Genomic DNA, 23,338 nt, shown 5'->3' on the forward strand with positions numbered 1-23,338 from the left:
CACGGGGCTCACGGGGGACGCACGGGGAGACGTGCGGCGGCGAGAGGGCGCGCCCCTCGCCGCCGCACGACGGGGCACGCCCCTCACGCCCCCTGCCCGTACCCCGCGCACTCGCGGCATTCGCCCCGAACCGCCCTCCGACCCGACCACAATGCGCGTATGACCGATGACTGGAAGCGACGTCTGGACGCCCTCCACGCGGAGCTGGTCCGCCGTGACGACCCCGTCGCCTGGGTGATGGAGGCGGACGCCGTCGAGGCCTCCCGGCGCTATCCGCACATCGCGCTGCGCGGGCCCGTCTTCGGCATCGCCGCGCTGGATCCGGCGGCCGCCGAGCCGTGCTGGCGGCTGCTGAAGCCGGTGGTGGACTCCATGCCCCAGCAGGCCCGCGACGGGCTCAACTCGCACCTGTGGTTCAAGGCGAAGGACGGCGCCGGCGGTCCGGCCGCCCGGCGCGACCTGCTGGCGGCCGTCGCGGTGCTGGAGCGGGCCCCGGCCGACGAGGTGGAGGCGCTGGGCGTCCGCTACCGGGTGGTGCGCGGCGACGAGTTCGCCCGTACCGGCGACGACGGTCTGGAGCCGCCCCGGCCCACCGACCCGGAGGCCCCCGACCCGTCGTGGGAGCACCAGAGCGCCGTCCCGTCCCCCGACGTGGGCTTCGCGCTCGACCCCGACCGGGACGAGGGCCCCATGGCGGGCGCCCTGCGGCTGGGCCTGCGCGACTTCACGTACACGGGCGCCCGCTTCCCCGCCGACGTGCGCGCGGACTCCGCGCGGGCGGCCGGGACGCACCCGGACGTGGTTCGTCTGCCGGTCGGTTTCTCGGTGGCCGAACGCGACGACTCGGGCTGGACCCCGTGCGGCTCCCTGGCGGCCACCCCGCACGAGGCACGCCGCTCGCTGTACGAGGGGATGGCACGCGTCTGGGCCATGCTGTACCGCTTCGACGAGGGCAGGAAGGCTCTGTACACGCGGGCCGCCGAGGCGTTCCGGGCGGCCGGGCGGGCCGACGAGGCGAGCGTGGAGGGCCGCCTCTTCCGGATCTGCCGCGTCGAGCGGATGGTCCGGCTGGGCCCGGACGGCCCGGAACCGCCCCGCCCGTCGGACCTCGACGAGTACGGCCCGATGAAGCTCCACCCGACGCTGCGCGACAACGGCACGGTCCAGTACGACGACTGACCGCCGAGGTCGTGTCAGGTCCGGGCCGCCCAGCGGCGGATCCACGGCCAGACGGCGACTCCTGTCGCCAGCGCGATCAGGTGCCCCCAGTTCGTCATGGGGTCGGTGAAGGCGAGCAGGTCCTGCACCAGCATCCCGCCGAACGCCGCCAGCAGGGGCCAGCGCAGCCAGGGCCTGAGCAGCCCCGCCAGGGCGCCGACGCATGCGGCGACGCCGAAGCTGATGCCGTAGTCGAGACGGTGCAGCGAGCTGTCGGGCAGCCGGCCCACCAGCACCGCCAGGCCGACCGGAACCTCGGTCGCGAGGGTGGCGAGGACGTGCCCGAGCAGGAAGACGACGGCCGTGCGGACGCCGCCGAGACGCCGTTCCAGTGCGACGAGGACGACCAGGAAGCCGATCGTGAAGGGCGAGGCCAAGCCGCCCGCCACCCACAGCGCGCTGGCCGCCAGGACCAGCACCGGGGTACGGAGCAGATGCGCGACGTCGGTGCTGGAGCCCTGGTGCAGGGCGTACACGACAGCGGGGTCGACGTGCGCGGCGACGTACGAGGTGACGGCGAGGACGGCCGCATAGCCGAGGGTGAACGGGACGGGGAAGCGGCGGCGCGGGCATGGGCTCGTCCCGGCGGGCGGCGGCTCGCGCAGCGGAACGCGCTGGCCCGGGATGCCGTCCAGCAGCCCGGCGGCGTCGGGCAGCCCGGCGGCGTCGGGCAGGGGCGGGCTCGTGGGGGCGGCCGTGCGTTCCACTGTGAGGCGCTCCTTCCGTTTCCCCCACCCTTCGCGGCGTCCCCGTGCGCTGTCTGTGACCGGCGCCACGCCGAGGCCGATTCACAGGAAGTTCCGAGACTTTCCCCGGCTGGTTCACACCCGTCTCGAACCCGTTCCCGACAAGACGTGCGTCAACCTCATGCGCCACTCATGGAAATTCCCTCACCACGGGGCCCGCACAGTGCCAGGATGGCCCGATGCCCCTCCCCTACGACATCTCCGACGCACCGGAGGTCCTGGACCGTCGCGAGGGCCCGTACGGCGAGGTCGTCCTGCGCCGGCACGGGGAACTGCTCCAGATCATCGCCAACGGCTGCTTCCTGATGGACACCTCGGACGGCCGCTCGGAACGGCTGCTGGTCGACGCGGCACGGGACGCCCTGGACGGCCGGCCCTCCCCCGCGCTGCTGATCGGCGGTCTGGGCGTCGGCTTCTCACTCGCGCACGCCGCCGCCGATCCCCGCTGGGACGCCGTCACCGTCGTGGAGCGCGAGCGCGCCGTCGTCGACTGGCACCTCGACGGTCCGCTGGCCGCCGTCTCCGGCCCGGCGCTGGCCGATCCCCGGACGAAGATCGTCGAAACGGATCTGCTCGACTACGTCAATGAGACATGCGACACGTTTGACGCGGTATGCCTCGACATCGACAACGGACCCGGCTGGACCGTCACCGAGGGCAACGACAGCCTCTATTCCACGGCCGGACTCGCGCGCTGCGCACGGGTGTTGAGACCCGGCGGAGTGCTGGCGGTGTGGTCCGCCCGACCCTCTCCGGAATTCGAGGGAACCTTGGGGAATGCCGGGTTCCAACGGGTGCGTACCGAAGAGATCCCCGTTGCCCGAGGCGTGCCCGACGTCGTACATCTCGCCGTCCGACCTGGATAGCAAAGCCGTGGTGACTCCCCGTACGCTGCATCCCTGACGCCGATCATTTACGCGTCAACCGCAGTCATGCGCAGACAAGGGATCACCCCACTGATTCCGGAAAGCACACTCAGGGGCGGGCGATGGAGCAGACACACACCGCACACAACAGCACGGCGACGGCGACTCCGGGAGCGCAGCGGCGCGTCCTGGTGGTCGAGGACGACGCGACGATCGTCGACGCCATCGCGGCCCGCCTGCGCGCCGAGGGATTCCTCGTGCAAACGGCGGGTGACGGCCCCGCGGCCGTCGACACCGCCGAGGCCTGGCAGCCGGACCTGCTGATCCTCGACATCATGCTGCCCGGCTTCGACGGTCTGGAGGTCTGCCGCCGTGTGCAGGCCGCCCGCCCGGTGCCGGTGCTGATGCTCACCGCGCGCGACGACGAGACCGACATGCTGGTCGGGCTCGGCGTGGGCGCCGACGACTACATGACCAAGCCCTTCTCGATGCGGGAGCTCGCGGCACGCGTGCACGTGCTGCTGCGCCGGGTGGAGCGGGCCGCGATCGCGGCGACGACCCCGCGCAGCGGGATCCTGCGGCTCGGCGAGCTGGAGATCGACCACGCGCAGCGCCGGGTACGGGTCCGCTCGGAGGACGTGCACCTCACGCCCACGGAGTTCGACCTGCTGGTCTGCCTGGCGAACACCCCGCGCGCGGTGCTCTCCCGTGAGCAGCTCCTGGCCGAGGTCTGGGACTGGGCGGACGCCTCCGGCACCCGCACGGTCGACAGCCACATCAAGGCGCTGCGCCGGAAGATCGGCGCCGAGCGGATCCGCACGGTGCACGGCGTGGGCTACGCGCTGGAGACCCCGACGCCATGAGCCCCGGGCCGGACGGACCGAGAAGCCCCGGAGCCGGGGAGCCGTGGGGCGGCGTGCGACCGTTCTCGATCAAGACCAAGCTGGGTGCGCTGGTCGTCATCTCGGTGCTGATCACCACCGGCCTGTCGATGATCGCGGTGCACACCAAGACGGAGCTTCGCTTCATCACGGTCTTCTCGATGATCGCCACGCTGCTCATTACGCAGTTCGTGGCGCATTCGCTCACCGCGCCGCTGGGCGAGATGAACACGGTCGCCCGGTCCATCTCGCACGGCGACTACACCCGCCGGGTGAGTGAGAACCGCCGTGACGAGCTGGGCGACCTGGCCCAGACGATCAACGTCATGGCGGACGAGCTGGAGGCGCAGGACCGGCACCGCAAGGAGCTGGTGGCCAACGTCTCGCACGAGCTGCGCACGCCCATCGCCGGGTTGCGCGCCGTCCTGGAGAACGTCGTCGACGGCATCGCCGAGGCCGACACCGAGACGATGCGCACGGCGCTGAAGCAGACGGAGCGGCTCGGACGGCTGGTGGAGACGCTGCTGGACCTGTCCCGCCTGGACAACGGCGTCGTGCCGCTGCGCAAGCGGCGCTTCGAGGTGTGGCCCTACCTGTCGGGCGTGCTGAAGGAGGCCAACATGGTCGCCTCGGCGCGCGCCACCATGGGCTCGGGCGGCAATCACACCCGCACGGACGTCCATCTGCACCTGGACGTCACCCCGCCCGAGCTGACCGCGCACGCCGACCCCGAGCGCATCCACCAGGTCGTCGCCAACCTGATCGACAACGCGGTCAAGCACAGCCCGCCGCACGGACGGGTGACGGTGAAGGCGCGGCGCGGGGCACAGCCGGAGTCACTGGAGCTGGAGGTCCTGGACGAGGGGCCCGGCATTCCGCGCTCGGAGTGGCACCGCGTGTTCGAGCGGTTCAACCGGGGAGCCGTCCGCCGGCCGCACGGGCCGGGCAGCGACGGCGGCACGGGGCTGGGGCTGGCGATCGCCCGCTGGGCCGTCGATCTCCACGGAGGCCGGATCGGAGTGGCCGAATCCGAGCGGGGCTGCCGGATTCTTATCACTCTTCCGGGAGAGTCATCCGTTCAAAGTTGACGTAAAGTTCGAAGCGGAGCCACAAGATCCACGGGCGTCCGCGCAGTCGGACACGTGTGATCAGGCAGAGAACCGGCCCAGGTCGGCACGGGTCCGCACGCCTTGTGCGCGCGGCCTGCATCAACTCATCCCTTTTGACGCGCAACCGCGCTTGTTTCCCGCCATTTCCAGCGCCGAAACACGCTTTCCGATGTGACTTGCGCGACGTTGCACCGGCCCGGCCTGACCTTCCCCCTCAAGGGGGCGTAGCCTTTATTCCCGCTGTCCATCACCTTGTGAAGCGGAAGAGGGCGGTTGCCGCCGTGTCGCCACAGTCCCCCAGTAACGCATCGAGCATCTCGACCGACGCAGACCAAGCGGGCAAGAATCCCGCGGCCGCGTTCGGACCGAACGAGTGGCTCGTCGACGAGATCTATCAGCAGTACCTCCAGGACCCGAATTCGGTCGACCGTGCCTGGTGGGACTTCTTCGCCGACTACAAGCCAGGGGCCGCTGCCCCCTCGGCTCCGGCGGGTACTGCGGCCGCGGGGGCCGCAGCGACCACCACCACTCCGGCGTCCCCCGCCGCTCCGGCCGCTCCGGCCCCGGCGGCGCCCGCTGTCCCGGCTCCAGCGCCGGCCCAGGCCGCCGCGCCGAAGCCCGCGGCCGCCGCTCCGGCCCCGGTGAAGGCGGCTCCGGCCGCCAAGCCCGCCGCCGCCGCGAAGCCCGCGCCCGCCGCCGCGGCGCCCGCCTCCCCCGAGGGCCCCGAGTTCGTGACGCTGCGCGGCCCGTCCGCCGCGGTCGCCAAGAACATGAACGCCTCGCTGGAGCTGCCCACGGCCACGTCCGTGCGCGCGGTCCCGGTGAAGCTGCTGTTCGACAACCGCATCGTCATCAACAACCACCTCAAGCGCGCCCGGGGCGGGAAGATCTCCTTCACGCACCTGATCGGCTTCGCGATGGTGCAGGCCATCAAGGCCATGCCGTCGATGAACTGGCACTACGCGGACAAGGACGGGAAGCCCACCCTCGTCAAGCCGCCGCACGTCAACTTCGGCCTGGCCATCGACCTGGTGAAGGCCAACGGCGACCGCCAGCTCGTCGTCGCCGGCATCAAGAAGGCCGAGACGCTGAACTTCTTCGAGTTCTGGCAGGCCTACGAGGACATCGTCCGCCGCGCCCGCGACGGCAAGCTGACGATGGACGACTTCACCGGCGTCACGGTCTCCCTGACCAACCCCGGAGGTCTCGGCACCGTGCACTCGGTGCCGCGTCTGATGCCCGGCCAGTCGGTGATCATGGGCGTCGGCTCCATGGACTACCCGGCGGAGTTCCAGGGCACCAGCCAGGACACCCTGAACAAGCTCGGCATCTCGAAGGTCATGACGCTCACGTCGACCTACGACCACCGGGTCATCCAGGGCGCCGCCTCCGGCGAGTTCCTGCGGATCGTCGCGAACCTCCTCCTCGGCGAGAACGGCTTCTACGACGAGATCTTCGAGGCGCTGCGCATCCCCTACGAGCCGGTCCGCTGGCTCAAGGACATCGACGCCAGCCACGACGACGACGTCACCAAGGCCGCCCGCGTCTTCGAGCTGATCCACTCCTACCGGGTCCGCGGTCACGTCATGGCCGACACCGACCCGCTGGAGTACCGCCAGCGCAAGCACCCCGACCTCGACATCACCGAGCACGGCCTCACCCTGTGGGACCTGGAGCGCGAGTTCGCGGTCGGCGGCTTCTCCGGCAAGTCGCTGATGAAGCTGCGCGACATCCTCGGCGTGCTGCGCGACTCGTACTGCCGCACCACCGGCGTCGAGTTCATGCACATCCAGGACCCCAAGCAGCGCCGCTGGATCCAGGACCGCATCGAGCGCCCGCACACCAAGCCGGAGCGCGAGGAGCAGCTGCGCATCCTGCGCCGGCTGAACGCGGCGGAGGCCTTCGAGACCTTCCTGCAGACCAAGTACGTCGGCCAGAAGCGCTTCTCCCTGGAGGGCGGCGAGTCCGTCATCCCGCTGCTCGACGCGGTGCTGGACAGCGCGGCCGAGTCGCGGCTGGACGAGGTCGTCATCGGCATGGCCCACCGCGGCCGCCTGAACGTCCTGGCGAACATCGTCGGCAAGTCGTACGCGCAGATCTTCCGCGAGTTCGAGGGCAACCTCGACCCGAAGTCGATGCACGGCTCCGGCGACGTGAAGTACCACCTGGGCGCCGAGGGCACCTTCACCGGTCTGGACGGCGAGCAGATCAAGGTCTCGCTGGCCGCGAACCCCTCCCACCTGGAGACGGTCGACCCGGTCATCGAGGGCATCGCCCGCGCCAAGCAGGACATCATCAACAAGGGCGGCTCGGACTTCACCGTCCTGCCGGTCGCCCTGCACGGCGACGCGGCCTTCGCGGGCCAGGGCGTGGTGGCCGAGACCCTGAACATGTCGCAGCTGCGCGGCTACCGCACGGGCGGCACGGTCCACATCGTCATCAACAACCAGGTCGGCTTCACGGCCGCCCCGGAGTCGTCGCGCTCGTCGATGTACGCCACGGACGTGGCGCGCATGATCGAGGCCCCGATCTTCCACGTGAACGGCGACGACCCGGAGGCCGTGGTCCGCGTCGCGCGGCTCGCCTTCGAGTTCCGTCAGGCGTTCAACAAGGACGTGGTGATCGACCTCATCTGCTACCGCCGCCGCGGTCACAACGAGTCGGACAACCCGGCCTTCACCCAGCCGCTGATGTACGACCTGATCGACAAGAAGCGCTCGGTGCGCAAGCTGTACACCGAGTCCCTCATCGGTCGCGGCGACATCACCCTGGAAGAGGCCGAGCAGGCGCTGCAGGACTACCAGGGCCAGCTGGAGAAGGTCTTCACGGAGGTCCGCGAGGCCGTCACGGCCCAGCCGAGCGCGGGACCGGTCTCGGACCCGCAGGCGGAGTTCCCGGTCGCCGTGAACACCGCGATCTCCACGGAGGTCGTCAAGCGCATCGCCGAGTCCCAGGTCAACATCCCCGACTACTTCCACGTGCACCCGCGTCTGCTGCCCCAGCTGCAGCGCCGGGCGTCGATGGTCGAGGACGGCACGATCGACTGGGGCATGGGCGAGACGCTGGCCGTGGGCTCCCTCCTCCTCGAGGGCACCCCGGTCCGGCTGTCCGGCCAGGACTCCCAGCGCGGCACCTTCGGCCAGCGCCACGCGGTCCTCATCGACCGTGAGACGGGCGAGGAGCACACCCCGCTCCAGTACCTCGCCGAGGACCAGGCGCGCTACAACGTCTACAACTCCCTGCTGTCCGAGTACGCGGTCATGGGCTTCGAGTACGGCTACTCGCTGGCCCGCCCCGACGCGCTCGTGATGTGGGAGGCGCAGTTCGGCGACTTCGTCAACGGCGCGCAGACGGTGGTCGACGAGTACATCTCGGCGGCCGAGCAGAAGTGGGGCCAGACGAGCGGTGTGACGCTGCTGCTCCCCCACGGCTACGAGGGCCAGGGCCCGGACCACTCCTCGGCCCGTGTCGAGCGCTTCCTCCAGCTCTGCGCCCAGAACAACATGACGGTCGCGATGCCCACGCTCCCGTCGAACTACTTCCACCTCCTGCGGTGGCAGGTGCACAACCCGCACCACAAGCCGCTGGTGGTCTTCACCCCGAAGTCGATGCTGCGCCTGAAGGCCGCCGCGTCGAAGGCGGAGGAGTTCACCACGGGCCAGTTCCGCCCGGTCATCGGCGACACGTCGGTCGACCCGAACGCGGTCAAGAAGGTCGTCTTCTGCACCGGCAAGGTCTACTACGACCTGGACGCCGAGCGTCAGAAGCGCGGGGTCACGGACACGGCGATCATCCGCCTGGAGCGGCTGTACCCGCTGCCGGGCGCCGAGGTCCAGGCGGAGGTCAACAAGTACCCCCACGCCGAGAAGTACCTGTGGGCCCAGGAGGAGCCGGCCAACCAGGGCGCCTGGCCGTTCATCGCCCTGAACCTGATCGACCACCTGGACCTCGCGGTCGGCGCGGACGTGCCGCACGGCGAGCGCCTGCGCCGCATCTCGCGCCCGCACGGCTCGTCCCCGGCGGTGGGTTCCGCCAAGCGCCACCAGGCGGAGCAGGAGCAGCTGGTGCGTGAGGTGTTCGAGGCCTGAGCCTCGGCCCCCCGGCCACCCGTTCGACGGTGAAGGGCCCGCCCCCGGAGGTTTCCGGGGGCGGGCCCTTCGGCGTGCCTGGCCGCGTGGCCGGGCTCTTCGGCGTGCGTGGCGGGGGCTGGCTCCTCGGCGTTGCTGGCCGGGGCCGGGGCCATCCAGCATGCCTGGCCGCAGGGCCGGGCCCTCGGCGCACCTCTCGCCCGGGGCCGGGCTCCTCGGCGCACCTGGCCGTCTGGCCGGGCTCCTCGGCGTGCCCGGCCGGGGCGCGCGGGCCGCGGGGTTCGCGGGGTGTCAGATGACCTGGGGTTCGAAGTCCCAGTAGGGGCGGTTGCGGGAGCGGGCCGAGACGGTGTGCGGGTGCTTGCTGCCCAGCGTCGCGTCGAAGTCGGAGAGGGCCTCCTGCTCGACCTTCTCCGCCTGCCGCCGGTCCCGCAGAGCACGCAGGTCCGCCGCGTACGCGATCCGGGCCGACAGGGTCAGCGGGTGGGTGCGCCCGAGCGACTCGATGGCCCGGGTCACGGTCTCCCGGCTGAGGTCGGCGGCGCTCTCGGGATCGCCGACGATGTTGCGCAGGGCGGAGGCGTTCAGGGCGCAGCCCAGCGTCCAGGGGTGGTTCTCCCCCACCGCCTCGGTCATGGACGCCAGCGCCTGCTCCAGGAGGACGTGACCGGCTTCCCGCTCGCCGACGTTGCGCAGGATCAGCGCCTGGTTGGCCCGGGCGCCGGCGACGAAGGGGTGCCCCTCGTCGAGCATCACCTCGTAGCGCGCGACGACGGCCTCGCTGAGCTCGCGGGCCTGGTCGATGTCGCCGTGCTCGCGGGCGTAGCAGCTCTGGGCCGTCGCGAAGATCAGGGTCAGCGGATGCGTCTCGCCCAGCACCCGCTCGCCGCGTTCCAGCACGCTGGACAGCAGCTCGCCGGGCTCCTCCCGTTCGCCGGCGCGGTCCCTGCCGCGGTCGCGCTCGCCGAGGCGGTAGCGGCACAGCGCCAGGTTGTGCTCGGCGCTGAGGGTCTGGGGGTTGTCGCGGCCCATGACGAGACGGCTCTCGCGCACGTTCTTCGCCTGAACGGACTCCGCCTCGGCGTAGCGGCCGAGGAGCCGCAGGTCGATGGCGTAGTAGATCTCGGAGCTGAGCGTCCACGGATGGCGGGCCCGCAGCAGTACCCGCCGGGACTCCAGGGTCTGCCGGTCGATGTCCAGGGCTTCCTGGTAGCGGCCGAGCAGGCGCAGGGAGACGGCGAGGTTGTTCAGCGAGTTGAGGCTGCGCGAGTCCTGCTCGCCCAGCAGGTCGCGGTAGCCCACCAGGACCCACTGGGACAGTTCCAGCGCCTCGTCGTAGCGGCCGAGGCCGCGCAGGTCGGCGGCGAGGCCGGCGGCGGCCCGCAGATGCTCCAGGTCCTGGGGGCCCCGCTCGGCCTTCAGGTGCTCGGACGCGGCGCGGCTGAGGGACTCGGTCCTGGCGTAGTCGCCGACCGCGCGCAGCAGGTTGGTGAAGTGGTAGCTCAGCTCCCAGATCCTGGGATGGGTGGGGCCGAGCAGTTCGCGCCAGGCGGCCATGGCGCGCTCGCCGAGCTTGATGCCGGCGTTGTACTCGCCGGAGAAGTACATGTAGCGCAGGCAGTTGAAGACCAGCCGCTGGACGTTGGGGTCCTGGGTCTGCAGCACGTCCGCGTACTTCAGGTGCGGCACGATCTGGGCGTAGCCGGGCCACAGTTCGGGGTCGGTGGGCCGCCGCGGGTCGGCCGCGGCGAGGGCCTGCCGTACGACGTCGATGAACTCCTTGCGGTCCGCGTCCGGCATGTCCTTGTGCACGATCTGGTGCACCATGCGGTGCAGGTACAGGGACTCCCCGGAGGCCGCCGCCTCGTCGCCGACCGCTTCGTGGGACTCCAGGCGCACCACCGAGTACTGGCGGAGCTGGTTGATCGCCTTGTTCCACAGCAGGGGGTCGTTGAGCAGCCCGGCGAGCTGTTCGGGCAGCTCGTCGCTGGACATCTCGCGCAGCAGCCGGATGGGGATGAAGCCCGGGGCGAAGAAGGTGCACAGCCGGAGCAGGTCGACCGACTCGGGGACGGTCTCGCGGAGTTTGTTCAGCAGTATCGACCACGCGGTCTGGAAGGCGAGCGGGAAGTCCGCCGACACCTTCACCACGTCGCTGTCGATGCCGCCGTCCAGCAGGGCGATGTACTGCCGCACCGACAGGTCGGAGTCGTTCAGCCAGCCCGCCGTCTGGTCCAGCAGCAGCGGCAGGTCCTCCAGCGCCTCCGCGAGCTGGTCGGCCTCCGCCTCCGACAGCCGGGGCGCGCGGCGTCGGATGAACGCCACCGACTCGTCGCGGGCGTAGACGGGCACCTCCAGCAACTTGCTGTTGTGCTCGGTCCATTCGGGATTGCGGGAGGTGATGATGACATGGCCGGGGCCGGTGGGCACCAGGTCCCAGATCTGGTCCGGTTCGTCCGCGCCGTCGAGGATCAGCAGCCACCGTCCGTACGGCTCGCCGCGGCGCAGCGAGTCGCGTACCGCGCGCAGCCGTTCGCCGTACTCCTGGCCGGTCTGCAGGCCCAGTTTCGGGGCGAGTTCGGCCAGCAGCCGTCGGTAGGTCACGCGTTTCTCGGCGTTGACCCACCACACGACGTCGTACTCGGAGCCGAACCGGTACACGTACTCGGCGGCCATCTGCGTCTTGCCCACCCCGGACATGCCGTGGAACGTGACCACGCCCGCGCCCGGCTCGGCGCCCCTCAGCACGTGGTAGGCGTCGTTGAGCAGCGACTCACGTCCGGTGAAGCGGGTGTTGCGGCGGGGCACCCCGCCCCAGACCTCGGGCATCGAGGAGGGGAAGCGCGGGCCGCGGCGTGCGCCGTCGCCGGTGTCGGGCAGCGGGTCGGTCGGCAGGTCGAGTCGGTCGAGCAGCCGGCGCTCGGCCTCCTCGGCGCCCATGTTGGTCAGGTCGACGGGGGCGAGGACCGCGGTCGCCGACGGCACGGACGCCGACGTGACCGAGACGGCCGCGAACCGGGAGGCGTCGGGGGCGACGACCTCGCGCAGCGCGGCGTTCCACTCCTCCTGAGTGCGCGGGCCGAGTTGGAAGTACCACTCGCTGACGACGATGAGGATGCGCCCCTCGGCGAGTTCCAGGTCGCGCAACAGGTCCACGAGGGGCACCTCGGCAGGGGAGTCCCAGCGCAGGTAGACGACCCGCAGGCCGCGCCGTTCCAGCCGGTCCCCGATCCAGGCCGCCCAGGCTCGGTTGAAGCCGGCGAAGTGGATCGTGACCGTCTGCCTCGCGGCCCCTCTCCCGGTTGCCCCGACCGGCGTACGAGCTCCAGACATGCAGCGGCCTCCAGCGCGTAGTACCAAAATCCTAGGACCTCGGCGCATCGTGCGTAAGTGCGCCGACCTGTCCGACGCGCGCCTCGGCGGGAAGATCTTCGCGCACCGGACCGCCCCGCGCAGGCCATCCTCATTCTTTCGGGCGTGGCAAGGCGGGAGCATGACGTTGTGTCCACAGAGCGCGCGCCGCCTTCACATACGCCTGTGCTCGCGCCGTGTGAGCCCGGGGCGCCGGATGCTCGGCCATGCGTTCGAAGGTGGCCGCCATCTCGTCGACGAACCGGCGTCCTCGTACCGTGAGGTCGGTCGAGCCCACCAGCGCCGGGAGAGCTGCTCCCACCTGGGCGCGGTAGCGGGCGTGCCGGGACCACGCGTACTCGCTGTCGGGCGCGGGCGCGGTGAGCGCCCGCCGCTGGAAGTAGTGGGCCACGGCAAGGTGTGCGTAAGTCCCCTGCAGCAGGCCGTCGTAGGGGCGTGGGTCCGTCTTCCAGGGGGCGAAGTACTTCGGCTCGGAGTCGGCGTGATGCAGTGTCACCAGGTCGCCGAGGGCGGCGAGTTTGGCGTGATGCAGCTCGTGCACGAGGGTCTCGGCCAGGGCGAGGGCGTCCTGCGGGGTGCTGGCGAGCAGGGCGCCGAACGCCTCGTGCCGGGTCGCGCTGCAGGAGTCCCGTCCGTCGGCGCCGGGCGGCCGCTCCAGCGGGACCAGGCAGCGCAGCAGGGCCGCCGTCTCGGCCACGCGGTGCTCGCCGCCCACACGCAGCGCCGCGGCCACGCCCGACCAGGCCTGGAGCCATCGTTTGCGGTCCGCGTCGTCGAGCACGGCCGGTCCGCCGAACGTCCGGTGCCGGGGGCCGGGCGCCACACGATAGGGGTCGACGTCGTCCAGGGGCAGGGGGGCGGTGGCGGGCGGCAGCCCGGGCAGCGCGTGCAGCGGCGTCCAGGCGAGGGCCCCGGACCAGGCCCCGATGCCGCTCTCCAACTGCACGACGACGTCCGGCGCGTCGCACTGGCGCAACGTCAGACGGCCGTGGCGATGGGTGGCTTCGACGGGCGCGTCACCGGACGCCGCGGTGTGCAGCGCGCCGAGGGAGGGCAGAGCCAGGAGTCCGGCGCGCGCGGTCAGCCGCAGGGTGAAGGGGATTCCGGCGCGTGCGGCGGCCGCGGCGGCGATCGCGCCGAAATGGGCGAGGTCCTGCCGGAGTCCACGGATCCGGTGCTCGTCCGGTCGGCCGCGCCGCTCGTCGAGCCCCCGCAGACAGCTCAGGGCCCAGGGGCCCGTCAGGGGAGCGAAGAGCCGCGCACGCGCGGGCGAGAGCCCGGCACCGGGCGAGGTGCCGGGGGGCGGGGCGTGCGGGGTGCCGGGGGGCGGGGCGTGCGGGGTGCCGGGGGGCGGGGGCGGCGCGCCGGGCGTCCGAGGCGGGGGGCCGGCGGAACGGTGGTGGCCCGGCCCGGCGGAGCGGTGATCGCCGGGCTCGGCGGGGGGGTGATGGCCCGGGCCGGCGGGGCTCAGGTCCTGACCGCCCGGGCTGCCGGGGCTCCGGCCCCGCCCGCCGGGACCCTGCCCCGATGCGGCAGGGTCACCCCACGGATCGGCGGGGCCGTGAGGTGGGGGCGGTCCGGGGGGCTGGAGCGGGCCGTCGGCCTGGGTGAGCAGTGCCCAGTCCTCCCGCAGCCGCACCTTCAGCTCCGGCGGGCACAGGGCCGGGTCCGCCGCCTCGACCGCGTCGAGAACCGCACGCAGCACCAGCAGCCGTCGGGTGTCCTGGTCCCGGGTCAGGAGGGCCAGGGTGTCGGGACCGGCCTCGGTGCGGCCGAGTTCCACGAGGACCCGGTCCGGGACCGTCCGCCGTGTCACGACGCGTTTCCTTCCCGGCCGGCCGGCGTCGCGGCGGTCGCGTTCGCGGCGGTCGCGTCGGCGGCGAGCCGCCCGGCGACGTGGCGGATGAAGTGCTGGAGGTCGGCGCAGTACACGGACGGGTTGCGGAAACCGTGCCCCGCCCGGTAGCGGTGGGCGTACTGACCGCCTCCGCAGACGGCCAGCAGGGGGCAGGCCCGGCACTGGTCCGCGAGGGCGGCCGCGCCCGCCTGCCGGGCCGCCACGGCCGGATGCCGCAGCGCCTCGTCGAACGCGTCCCGGAAGACGTGCAGGCCGGTCCGCGCGGCGCCGTCGTACGCGGACTTCAGCGAGTCCACCTGCTCGATGGATCCGTCGGTCTCCACGACGACCGCGTCGAAGGGCGCGAGTCCCAGGGACTCGGTGGCCGAGGGCAGTCCCAGCAGCAGCGCGACGCACTCCTCGAAGAGCCGCACCCTGGTCTCTCGCCGGCCGGCCGCCCACCAGCGGTCGAAGACGGCGCACAGCCACTCCCCGTGACGAACGCCCGCCCAGTGGGGCGGCGGGGCGGACCAGTTGCCGTGCGGCAGCAGGAAGTCCAGCGCGGGCGGCCGCAGGGCGAGGAGGGACTCGTAGGTCTCCACCGGGTCCAGCGTGACGTCCACGACGGTGAGGACGCCGAGGTACGTCCCGGGGGCCCGCTCGGCCACCAGGAGGGCGCCGCGCGAGGCGGCGGGCCAGGACGGCCGGCCGGCGTGGTCGACGCGGCGCGCGTTGTGCGTGGCCAGACCGCCGTCGAGGCTGACGCCGATCCGGATCCCGGCGTCCGCCAGGACGGCCAGCCGCCGCGGGGTGAGCAGGGTGGCGTTGGTCTGGACGACGGCGTGGACCGTGCAGTCGGCCGGGGCCCGTTCACGGACCAGCGCGGTGAAGCGGGCCAGTGTGCCGGCGCCCGCGAGCAGGGGTTCGCCGCCGTGCAGGACGAGCGAGACGTCCGTGAGGGCGTGGGCGCGGGCGTGCTCGGCGATACGGGTCGCGGTGTGGTCGAGGATCTCCGGGGCGACGGCGGCGGGACGGGAGCGCCAGGTGCGGTCGGGTCCCTCGTAGACGTAGCAGTAGGTGCAGGCGAGGTTGCAGCGGCTGTGCATCTTCACGATGAACTGCCGGAAGGCATGTCCAGGTGTTCCAGACACTCCAGCACCCCCATGCCGTAGGGCCCGCGCTCCTGCGCCCCTCGCGCGGCGGCGCGCGCCGCACAGGGCGCATGCCCGGACACGGGCCGGGCACAAACCCGGGCCGACCGAACTTGTCCGAGTCATGTTCGGGAGAATCCACAATCGGACCGGAATCGCACTGAAATCCGACCGAAACGCGACCGGTCGGCGCCGATCGACACCGGTCGACACCGGACAACGACCGGCCCATGGCCGACCCCGGCCGACCTGCGACCGGCCCAGCACCGGCACCGGCCACGCACCGGCCCACGACCGGAATCCGTGGGTTCGTCCGTCGGTCAGAGCGCGGAGGCGAACCCCCACAGCGGCTCGCTCGACTCGCCCGAGCGGTCCCGCAGCTCCGCCACCACCTCACGCAGCACGGGATGCCCGATCGTCGCCAGCTCCGCCAGGCCCAACGCCAGCAGATCCGGCAGCGGCTCACCGGCGCCGAAGCCCTCCGGCGCCGCCGTCACCCCCGCGAACTCGTCCCGTACGTCCATGCCCCGCCCCTCTCGGCTCCGCCCCGTTCAGGTCGCCCGCTCCAGCGCGGCCAGCCGCTCCGCCGTCTCGTCGGGCGTCGGGCCTTCGGCGACCAAAGTGCCCTCCGGCAACCGCGACCACTCCGCGCGGGCGATCCGGTAGGCCTCCCGGGCCGCGCGTGGCCGCGCGGCCGCCTCATAGGACCTACCCCGCCAGTGGTGCGCCTGCGCGCACAGTTCGACCGCCTCCTGGCGTCGGCGGTCGGTTTCGGCCATCCCCTCCGCCTCCCGCGCCGACTCCGCCGCGTCCCGGAAGGCGTCGGCCGCGAGGTCGAGGCGGGCCGGGCGGCGCAGGCTGCGGTAGGCCTCGTACTGGACCTGGCCGAGGTCCAGCCGGCAGCGGGCGGCCAGCAGCGGATCCTCCGCGCCCGCCGCCGCGAGGCCGAAGAGGTGCTCGGCCTCGCGCAGGTCGACGCGGTCCCCGCGGCCCCGGTAGCGCAGCATCAGCGCACGGCCGAGCAGCAGCAGCCGGTGGGCGATCCGGCGGCTGCCCGCCGGGGTCTCCATCCGGCAGTCCCGCAGTACCCGGATCGCCCGGGACAGCGTGCCCTCGGCACGCTGCCCGGACTGCAGGCCGGCCAGCCGCAGCAGCGCCTCGCCCCACTCGGCGAGAACGTCGGCGTGCGTGGGCGCGTCGCGGGACATGCGCTGGGCGGCCTGCGCGAAGCGGTCGGCGGCCGCCTCCAGTTCCGCCGGTTCGCCCGACTCGGCGTAGCGGGCCACGGCGATCCGCCCGGACCGCGCCAGCAGAGCCGCCCGCCGGCCCTGTTCGCGCACCAGGTCGAGGGCCTCGTCGACCCGGGCCTGGGCGTCGTCCAGCGGGCCGCCCGCCTGCAACAGCGCGTCGACCAGGTCGAGCAGGATCCGTACCCGCGCGCGTGCCGACTCGGCGGTGTACGGCTCGACGCCGGTGTCCAGGGCGTTGCGCAGCGACTGCGCGCCCTGCTCGGCGTAGAGGCGGGCCTGGACGGGGTCGGCGGTGGCGCCCGACAGACGCAGCAGGATCCGGCCGTGCTCCAGGGGGAGTTCGGGCGGGCGCTGGCGACGGTCGGGCCAGACGTCGGCGAAGGCCTCCAGCATGCCGACCGCGCCCTGGAGCAGCGCGCTGTCCCCGCCGAGCCGCCACTGCGCGTCCAGGGCGCGCACCCGCTCAAGGGTGAGTTTCAGGGCCTGGTTCTCGTCGAGTTCGGGCGCCGCGCAGGCGACGGCGTACTCGCGGTCGGCGCGGCGCAGCAGGTCCAGGGCGCCGGTCCGGTCGCCGCGCCGCCGACGGTCGGTCGCGGCCGCGTGCAGCACCCGTGCCAGGACGGCCCGTTCGTGCAGGCGGCGCGGATGGGCGGCGGCGCGTTCCGCGGCCGCCTCGGCCTCCTGGAGCAGGTCGTCGCCGCCCTGCACCTCCCACAGGCGCAGCGTGCAGTGCGCGTACTCGGCCCACAGCTCGGGGTCCGCGCCGGCGGGCCGCTCGCGTTCGGTGGCGCCGCGCAGCAACTGCACCGCGTCGATGACGTCCTGGATCATGCCCTCGCTGTCGAAGCGCTCGATGAGCTCGCGGGCGCGGCGGACCGCCTGGTGGGTCGGCCGGTCGGCGGGCTGTCCCGGGCCGGTGTGGCCGGCGTGGCTCTCGAACTGCTCGGGCAGCGGCATGAACCGTCGCAGCACCCGGGCCGCGACCTCGGCGAAGGGCTGCGGCACGGAGGCCTCCTCGCCGTTGCCGCCGTTGTCCCCGTGGTCGCCGTTGTCCCCGTGGTCCCCGTGGTCGGACGGGCGCTCGGCGGGCGCGTTCGGGCGGCCCGCGCCGCCGTCGCCGAGCTGGGCCAGGGCGAGCGCGGGGAAGTTGGGGCCGCCCTTGCCGAAGCGCTGCTCGATGTACTCCGAGCAGTGCTTGAGCACGAGCACGGCCTCGTCGCGGCCGAGCCGGGACAGCAGGGCGTCCCGGATGTCCGGCTCGATGCGGTACCACTGGGCGCCGCCGTCGGCGTACTCCTCCGACGCGCGCGTCACCAGGCCGCCGACCAGCACCTCCGCGAGTTCGGACGGGCCCGAGTCGGGCAGCATCGTGCGCTGGACGAGCTGCATCACCGGCAGGCACAGCGGTGCGGCGGCCAGGTAGACGGCGAGTCGTCCGGCGGCCGGGGACGCGCTGGAGCTGAACCTGCTGACCCGTTCGAACGGCGTGCGCCGCCGGTCCGCGCGCGAGGCCGGGGCGGGCGGCTGGTCCGCGCGCACCCAGCCGACGGCGCCGGGCACGGGCCCGCCGCCGGCCAGGAGCCTCGCCCAGGCGCCGAGCGCCACCGGCTCGGGCGGCAGCACCGGCACGGGCAACGCTCCCCTGCGGGCCTCCGACGGGACGCCGACCGGGGTGCGCAGGCGCAGTGCGGCGGCTCCGCCGAGTGTCTCGCCGCGGCTCAACTCGCCGAACACCACGGGGAGCCGGGTGCGGTTCCACAGGCGTTGCGGCAACGGCTGGAGCACGGCGACCGGGCCCTGCCGGGAGAGGTGGTGCAGCAGCCGGTGCGCTTGGCCGCTGTGCCACAGGGGTCCGGCGCAGTCGCTGACGAACAGGACGATCCGGCGGCCGGTGGGGTCGCTGAGCCGGTCCGTGGAGTGCAGCGGCGCCGCGTAGGCGTCCGGGCTGCGGCTGACGGCGGCCTCGCCGTCCGGGCCCTGGTGCAGATGGCTGACCTGGATGTCGGAGAAGGCGCCCAACTGGCTGAAAACCTGCTGCAGTTCGACGAACAGCCGGTCCCACACGCGCATCGACGACGAGGCGTCCAGCACCAGTTGCAGCCGGGCGTCCCCCCGGACGACGGCCCGGTGGACGGGCATGATCAGCCCACCCGCCTGTGCGCTGCGCTCGGCGGTCGCGGTCTCGTCGAGCCGGGTGCGCAGCGGCGGCGCGGGGCTGCGGTAGCGCTGCAACCGCCGCAGGGCGCGCTGGAGTTCGAGCGGGGACGGCAGCGCGGGAGCGGCGGGCACGCCCACCGGCAGCGCGGTGGTCCGGCCCGCGCCACGGGCACGGGGCACGCCGTCCTGCGGCACCGGGTACAGGCTCACCCGCCCGTCGGCGCCCACGCCCCGCGGCGGTCGGGGGCGTTCGGTCCGGCCGCCGTCCGGCGGTGCGGCTCCACCGGCGGCCGGCGGCCGGCCGAGCCGGGGCGCCGGACGACCGCCGCCTGCGGCGGACGCCTCCTCGGCGTCCGGGGCGGCAGGCGGCCTGGTCCACCGGGCCAGCCACAGGGCGTCGCACAACTGCGTCACGTCGGGGTCGAGTCCGACGCCGCGCAGCCGGGCGACGAACTCGGCGAGCGGATCGCCGCCGTGCGCCGCGGGGGCCGGGGCGTCGGGGCGGCTCCCCTCGGGCGGGACGGGGCCGTGGCGGGCCGCTGCGTCGGGCATCAGGCCCTCACCTCGGGCGGTCGAGTCGCTGGATGAGCAGGTCGGCCAGGCGGTCACGGCTGGGCGGCGCGGCCGCGTCGGTGAGGTAGATAGCGTTCAACAGCTGGTCCGCCGCGAGGAGTTCCGTGTGCGACCGTTCCAGGAACCGCGTGATCAGATCGTCCCCCGCGCGCGCCGCCTCGTCGCCGAGATGGGCGCGTACGAAGGTGGCGAGCCGGTTGTGGTCCGGGCGCCCCAGCTCCAGGTGGATGCACCGGCGCATCAGCGGGGCCGGGAAGTCGCGCTCGCCGTTGCTGGTGAGCACGACGAACGGGAAGGCCCGGCAGCGCACCCGGCCGTCGCGCACCCGGACCTTCACGCCGTCGGCGGTCAGCACCTCGGCCTCGCCGTCCGGCAGCCGGTCGGCGATGCGTTCCAGTTCGGGGATGGCGAACTCGCCCTCCTCCAGGACGTTCAGCAGGTCGTTGGGCAGGTCGATGTCGCTCTTGTCCAGCTCGTCGATGAGCAGCACGCGCGGGGTGTCGGAGGGCAGCAGCGCGGTGCCGAGCGGGCCGAGCCTGATGTAGCTGCCGATGCCCTCGACCGCGCCCGGCGAGCCCGCCGCCGACCCGAACCCGCCCTGCGCGGCGATCTGGACGTCCTGCAGCCTGGCGATCGCGTCGTAGTGGTAGAGCCCGTCCTGGAGCGCGGAGCGGCTGACGATGGACCAGCGCAGCACGTTGCCGAGTCCGAGTTCGTACGCCACCGAGTGCGCGAGCGTGCTCTTGCCCGCGCCGGGGCTGCCGGTGACGAGCAGAGGGCGGCGCAGATAGAGCGCCGCGTTGATCATCTCCAGTTCCTCGGCGCCCGGCCGGTGCAGTTCCGCCAGGTGCCGGTGTGCGCCGAGCCTGCGGTCCTGGGAGCCGTCGCCGGAGCCCGCCGCGTCCCGGCTGGTGAAGTCCCGCCAGGGGGGCGGAGAGGGCAGTCGGTCGATCCCGTCGTGCGGTTCGCCGGCGCCTCGGTAGATGAGCCACTCGCTGGATTCGGTCATGATCCGGTCCTCGTCACTCGTCCACCGCCGCGGCCGTCCGAACGTGCATCACGTTATCCATCCTGAGGGTGCCTGGTAAGGGGCTGACCCGCCCCGCGGGCGGCTGGGTTCAAGGGGCCTCCAGCAGGTCACCGGCGCCCGGGAGGGGCTGGTGGGGATCGTCGTACAGCAGGGCGACGCCGTCGGCCCAGAAGGACTCCGTGCGGCCCGCGCGCAGCCGCATGCGGAGGTCGTGCACGGCCTCGGGGAGGTACTGCGCGCTGGACGGTTCTGCGATCTCGTCGATCGTGCCGCGGTGGAACTCCCCGCACACGGCGTCGGGGCGGCCACGCCGCCGGCGCCACAGGGCCACCCCGTAGCCGCCGAGCACGATCCGGGCGAGCGCCTCCGCGTCGTCCTCGAAGCGGAGATCGCCGTACCGGCAGAGCACCGGTACGGTGCCGTGCGACAGGGCGCGCAGTTGTTCCACCGACGGCACGGGTTTGCGCAACCCCTCGTCGCAGTCCAGGACTTCGGCCCGCGCGCGGTGCGCGTGCAGCCAGCGCCAGCGGGCCCGGCGCTCCTCGTCCACGTCGTCCCCGCCGCCCCCGCCGGCCGTGCCGTGGGAGCCGCCCGCGTGGTCCGGGTCGACCTCGCCGTACGCGTCGAACGCCTCCTCGGGCAGCCGGTCGCGGTCGGCGCAGCGCACGACGACCGGCCGAAGCGCCCCCAACGGCTCGGTCTCGGGCGGCAGTTGCCAGGTGTCCACCTCGAGGCCGAGCAGCGCGTGGGGCAGCGCCACCTGCAGCAGTGCGGGTCTGCCGGGCTCGTCGCAGTGCCGGAAGGCCTCCGCGAGCGGACCGGCCAGGTGCGCGGGCAGGTCGGCGAGGGGCGTGCGCTCGGCCTCGTGCAGCCGGACCGCCTCGCCGCCGGGCGCGGCCACCGAGACCGACCAGTCGCAGCGGTCGGGCTCCCAGCCACGCCGCACCAGTTCGAGCAGGGCGGATGGCCGGGCCGCACTGCGCAGGATCGTGCGGGGCTCGTCCTCGGGGGCCGACCGCTGTTCCTCCTCGCGCCTGCGCAACCGCTCCATCCGCTGCTCGGCGAGGCCGGAGCGATAGCGGACGCCCAGTCGCTGCGCGGCCTGCCACACCCACACCCACAGCGCCTTCTCGGCGTCGGGGGTGCTGGGCACGACGAAGGGGCGCGGCGCGGACATCGCCCGCATCGCGTAGTCGAGCACGAGCTCCAGCGCCCCGTCGTCGCTGGCGCTCTCGTAGAGCGCCCCGAGACCGTCGCGCCAGCCGCGCGGAGCGGGCAGCGGGGTGGAGGCCTGGAAGTCGGGGAGCGAGTCGAGGACGTCCAGCAGACCGCGGGTGCTCTCGGGCGGCGGGAGTTCGGCGAGCCGGCCCAGCAGCTGGATCCGCTCGTCGGGGCTGAGCGTGTGGCCCGGGCGGGCGCCGAGCCGGCCCTGTACGTCGGTCCACGTCTGCCGCCGGGAGGCCGGGTGGCGCTGCCGGTCGCGGTGGTAGCGGTCGTGGGCGTGGAAGACGGCCTGGTAGACGTCGTCGTGCTCGGCCGTCGCCCGCTCCGCGGGGACCCGCAGGGTGCGCAGTTGCTCGATTCCGGTGGACGTGCCGCCGGGACGGTGGTCCGAGCGCGCCTTGAGGACGCCGATCACCTCGCCGCGCACGGGGTCGATCACCGGGCCGCCCGAGACGCCGTACGGCAGATCGTTGTCGCCGAGGCGCATCTGCACGTCGGACGACCAGCCGCCGATGGTTCCCTGCACGGTGAGCGTGCCGTCCATCACCTGTAGGCGGCCCTCGTTCTCGGTCCAGCCCGCGTACAGCACCCGGCCCTCGCCGTAATAGGCCGCGGGGCGCTCCGAGACGTAGACGCACTCGTGGTCGACGACGGGTTCGGTCAGCTGGACCAGAGCGAGGTCCGGGGCCGGCCAGTTGCCGCCGGACGCGGTCCGCCCGGCGGCGTCGGCGTAGTCGGGGAGGGTCGCCACCACCCTGCCGGGGGCGGTGGACACGCCCCGCCCCGGCGCTGTCTCGTACACCACCGCGACCTCGCCCCCCTCCCCGCCGCAGGCCACATGTGCGCAGGTCAGAACCCAGTTCGGGGCGACGAAGAAGCCGCTCCCGAGGAACGTGCCGGGCTCCTCCAGGGCATACCCGACCACCGGACGATGAATGCGTACGGTCGCCGCCACGACGAGTCCACGCAGCGCACGCCGGGCCGCATCGAACGCGTTCGATGCGCCCGGGGCGTGCCCGCCGTTCATGCCCCGCCCCCGCCGAGGGGGCCGTCGCCGCCCCCGTGCATCGGCGCGCCGGGAGACGCCCCCGCGCGCCCGGCGCCGTCCGCGTCCCCCGACGGGGCGCCTCCCGCGCGGGCGTCCGCGCCGGGGGGTGCGTCCGGCACGGGGGGTGCGTGGGGCGGGCGGGGCGGGTGGGGTGGACGGGGGACGTGCGGTGCGTTCGCCGCAGGGCGGTCGGGGCCGGGGCCCGCGCCGGGGGCGGGGGCGGGGGCGGGCGCGCGCCCCGGCGCCGCGCCGTCACGCGCGGGTGCCCCGTGCGCCCCGGCGGCCGGGGCAGGCGCGTCGAGGTCCGGCGGGCCGCTGTTCCAGGTGAGGGTGACCGTGATGCCGGCCTTGGCCTCGCCGTCCGCGAGCAGGCCCACGACCTTCCCGGCCTTGGCGGTCAGCTCGATGCCGAACTCGACGCTCACCTCGTCGGGCCGCACCGCGCGCAGTGGTTCGGCCAGCGACCGCGCGACGCCCGTGACGAGCGCGTGCAGGCTCTCCACGCTCGCCTCCACCCGCTCGGCGAACCCGGTGTCGCTGTACGACAGCCGCCCGGACGGCGCGGACAGCTCGCCGGCGCCCGAGATGCGGGCCCACACGGGCGTCCCGTCCGGCAGCGCGATCCGCGCCACCCGTGTCACGTCGTCACCGCTCATGCCACTCCCCCGTTTCCCCGGTCCCCCTGATCCCGCCCCGCCCGCCCACAGGCCGGCGGCAGGACCCCGATCGCGCAGGGGCCCCCGGCGGCCCGCTGGACGCCGTCCCCCTGCGCCTATCCTTTTCCTGTC

General features: G+C 73.5%; 14 protein-coding genes. 5 read left to right on the top strand and 9 right to left on the bottom strand.

What is annotated here, in order from left to right; all coding sequences use genetic code 11:
* Positions 1–159: 159 nt before the first annotated feature.
* A complete protein-coding gene (locus tag ACZ7DE_RS00770) occupies positions 160–1,179 on the top strand; it encodes a DUF5954 family protein (protein ID WP_470756470.1) in 1,020 nt (339 codons plus the stop codon).
* A 14-nt stretch (positions 1,180–1,193) separates the two neighbouring features.
* On the opposite strand, the gene ACZ7DE_RS00775 is transcribed toward ACZ7DE_RS00770, so the two are convergent.
* Entirely contained in the window at positions 1,194–1,925 is a 732-nt protein-coding gene (locus ACZ7DE_RS00775; protein WP_470756472.1) for a rhomboid-like protein, read from the bottom strand.
* Between the two features lie 218 nt (positions 1,926–2,143).
* Between ACZ7DE_RS00775 and ACZ7DE_RS00780 the strand changes: the two genes are divergently transcribed.
* The 4 genes from ACZ7DE_RS00780 (at position 2,144) to ACZ7DE_RS00795 (ending at position 8,908) form a co-directional block, all read left to right on the top strand.
* Positions 2,144–2,830 (top strand): spermidine synthase family protein, encoded by a 687-nt coding sequence (locus ACZ7DE_RS00780; RefSeq protein WP_470756474.1) that lies wholly within the window; start codon positions 2,144–2,146, stop codon positions 2,828–2,830.
* A 122-nt stretch (positions 2,831–2,952) separates the two neighbouring features.
* Positions 2,953–3,693, top strand: a complete 741-nt coding sequence (locus ACZ7DE_RS00785) for a response regulator transcription factor (RefSeq protein WP_385274234.1) — start codon at positions 2,953–2,955, stop codon at positions 3,691–3,693.
* Positions 3,690–4,799: a HAMP domain-containing sensor histidine kinase gene (locus tag ACZ7DE_RS00790; protein WP_470756477.1), complete on the top strand. Its 1,110-nt coding sequence runs from the start codon at positions 3,690–3,692 to the stop codon at positions 4,797–4,799. Before ACZ7DE_RS00785 ends, ACZ7DE_RS00790 begins: the two co-directional genes overlap by 4 nt.
* A gap of 302 nt (positions 4,800–5,101) precedes the next feature.
* Positions 5,102–8,908 (top strand): multifunctional oxoglutarate decarboxylase/oxoglutarate dehydrogenase thiamine pyrophosphate-binding subunit/dihydrolipoyllysine-residue succinyltransferase subunit, encoded by a 3,807-nt coding sequence (locus ACZ7DE_RS00795; protein ID WP_470756479.1) that lies wholly within the window; start codon positions 5,102–5,104, stop codon positions 8,906–8,908.
* A 291-nt stretch (positions 8,909–9,199) separates the two neighbouring features.
* On the opposite strand, the gene fxsT is transcribed toward ACZ7DE_RS00795, so the two are convergent.
* From fxsT to ACZ7DE_RS00835, 8 genes are all read right to left on the bottom strand, one after another.
* Entirely contained in the window at positions 9,200–12,241 is a 3,042-nt protein-coding gene (gene fxsT, locus ACZ7DE_RS00800; protein ID WP_470756481.1) for an FxSxx-COOH system tetratricopeptide repeat protein, read from the bottom strand.
* Positions 12,242–12,371: 130 nt separating this feature from the next.
* Positions 12,372–14,096 (bottom strand): aKG-HExxH-type peptide beta-hydroxylase, encoded by a 1,725-nt coding sequence (locus ACZ7DE_RS00805; RefSeq protein WP_470756483.1) that lies wholly within the window; start codon positions 14,094–14,096, stop codon positions 12,372–12,374.
* A complete protein-coding gene (locus ACZ7DE_RS00810) occupies positions 14,093–15,223 on the bottom strand; it encodes an FxsB family cyclophane-forming radical SAM/SPASM peptide maturase (protein ID WP_470757896.1) in 1,131 nt (376 codons plus the stop codon). The genes ACZ7DE_RS00805 and ACZ7DE_RS00810 overlap by 4 nt, the downstream gene beginning before the upstream one ends.
* 365 nt (positions 15,224–15,588) lie before the next feature.
* Complete coding sequence (gene fxsA / locus ACZ7DE_RS00815) at positions 15,589–15,792, bottom strand: FxSxx-COOH cyclophane-containing RiPP peptide (protein ID WP_470756485.1); 204 nt, start codon at positions 15,790–15,792, stop codon at positions 15,589–15,591.
* Positions 15,793–15,819: 27 nt separating this feature from the next.
* The gene (locus ACZ7DE_RS00820) at positions 15,820–19,227 is read right to left on the bottom strand and encodes an SAV_2336 N-terminal domain-related protein (protein WP_470756487.1); all 3,408 of its coding nucleotides are present in this window, start codon (positions 19,225–19,227) and stop codon (positions 15,820–15,822) included.
* Between the two features lie 7 nt (positions 19,228–19,234).
* Positions 19,235–20,257 carry an AAA family ATPase gene (locus ACZ7DE_RS00825; RefSeq protein WP_470756489.1) on the bottom strand — a complete coding sequence of 341 codons (1,023 nt, stop codon included), beginning with the start codon at positions 20,255–20,257 and terminating at the stop codon, positions 19,235–19,237.
* A 109-nt stretch (positions 20,258–20,366) separates the two neighbouring features.
* Positions 20,367–22,529, bottom strand: coding sequence for a VMAP-C domain-containing protein (locus tag ACZ7DE_RS00830; protein WP_470756491.1), 2,163 nt, complete (start codon positions 22,527–22,529; stop codon positions 20,367–20,369).
* Positions 22,526–23,206 (bottom strand): CU044_2847 family protein, encoded by a 681-nt coding sequence (locus ACZ7DE_RS00835; protein ID WP_470756493.1) that lies wholly within the window; start codon positions 23,204–23,206, stop codon positions 22,526–22,528. Before ACZ7DE_RS00835 ends, ACZ7DE_RS00830 begins: the two co-directional genes overlap by 4 nt.
* Positions 23,207–23,338 lie beyond the last annotated feature (132 nt).

It is taken from the genome of Streptomyces sp. NPDC037083 (assembly GCF_055606485.1).

What these genes read in the sequence shown, in the direction of transcription:
- fxsA (WP_470756485.1), bottom strand. Translation starts at nt 15,792, where the DNA reads ATGGACGTACGGGACGAGTTCGCGGGGGTGACGGCGGCGCCGGAGGGC.
- ACZ7DE_RS00830 (WP_470756491.1), bottom strand. Translation starts at nt 22,529, where the DNA reads ATGAACGGCGGGCACGCCCCGGGCGCATCGAACGCGTTCGATGCGGCC.
- ACZ7DE_RS00825 (WP_470756489.1), bottom strand. Translation starts at nt 20,257, where the DNA reads ATGACCGAATCCAGCGAGTGGCTCATCTACCGAGGCGCCGGCGAACCG.
- ACZ7DE_RS00785 (WP_385274234.1), top strand. Translation starts at nt 2,953, where the DNA reads ATGGAGCAGACACACACCGCACACAACAGCACGGCGACGGCGACTCCG.
- ACZ7DE_RS00770 (WP_470756470.1), top strand. Translation starts at nt 160, where the DNA reads ATGACCGATGACTGGAAGCGACGTCTGGACGCCCTCCACGCGGAGCTG.
- ACZ7DE_RS00810 (WP_470757896.1), bottom strand. Translation starts at nt 15,223, where the DNA reads ATGCACAGCCGCTGCAACCTCGCCTGCACCTACTGCTACGTCTACGAG.
- fxsT (WP_470756481.1), bottom strand. Translation starts at nt 12,241, where the DNA reads ATGTCTGGAGCTCGTACGCCGGTCGGGGCAACCGGGAGAGGGGCCGCG.
- ACZ7DE_RS00790 (WP_470756477.1), top strand. Translation starts at nt 3,690, where the DNA reads ATGAGCCCCGGGCCGGACGGACCGAGAAGCCCCGGAGCCGGGGAGCCG.
- ACZ7DE_RS00835 (WP_470756493.1), bottom strand. Translation starts at nt 23,206, where the DNA reads ATGAGCGGTGACGACGTGACACGGGTGGCGCGGATCGCGCTGCCGGAC.
- ACZ7DE_RS00780 (WP_470756474.1), top strand. Translation starts at nt 2,144, where the DNA reads ATGCCCCTCCCCTACGACATCTCCGACGCACCGGAGGTCCTGGACCGT.
- ACZ7DE_RS00820 (WP_470756487.1), bottom strand. Translation starts at nt 19,227, where the DNA reads ATGCCCGACGCAGCGGCCCGCCACGGCCCCGTCCCGCCCGAGGGGAGC.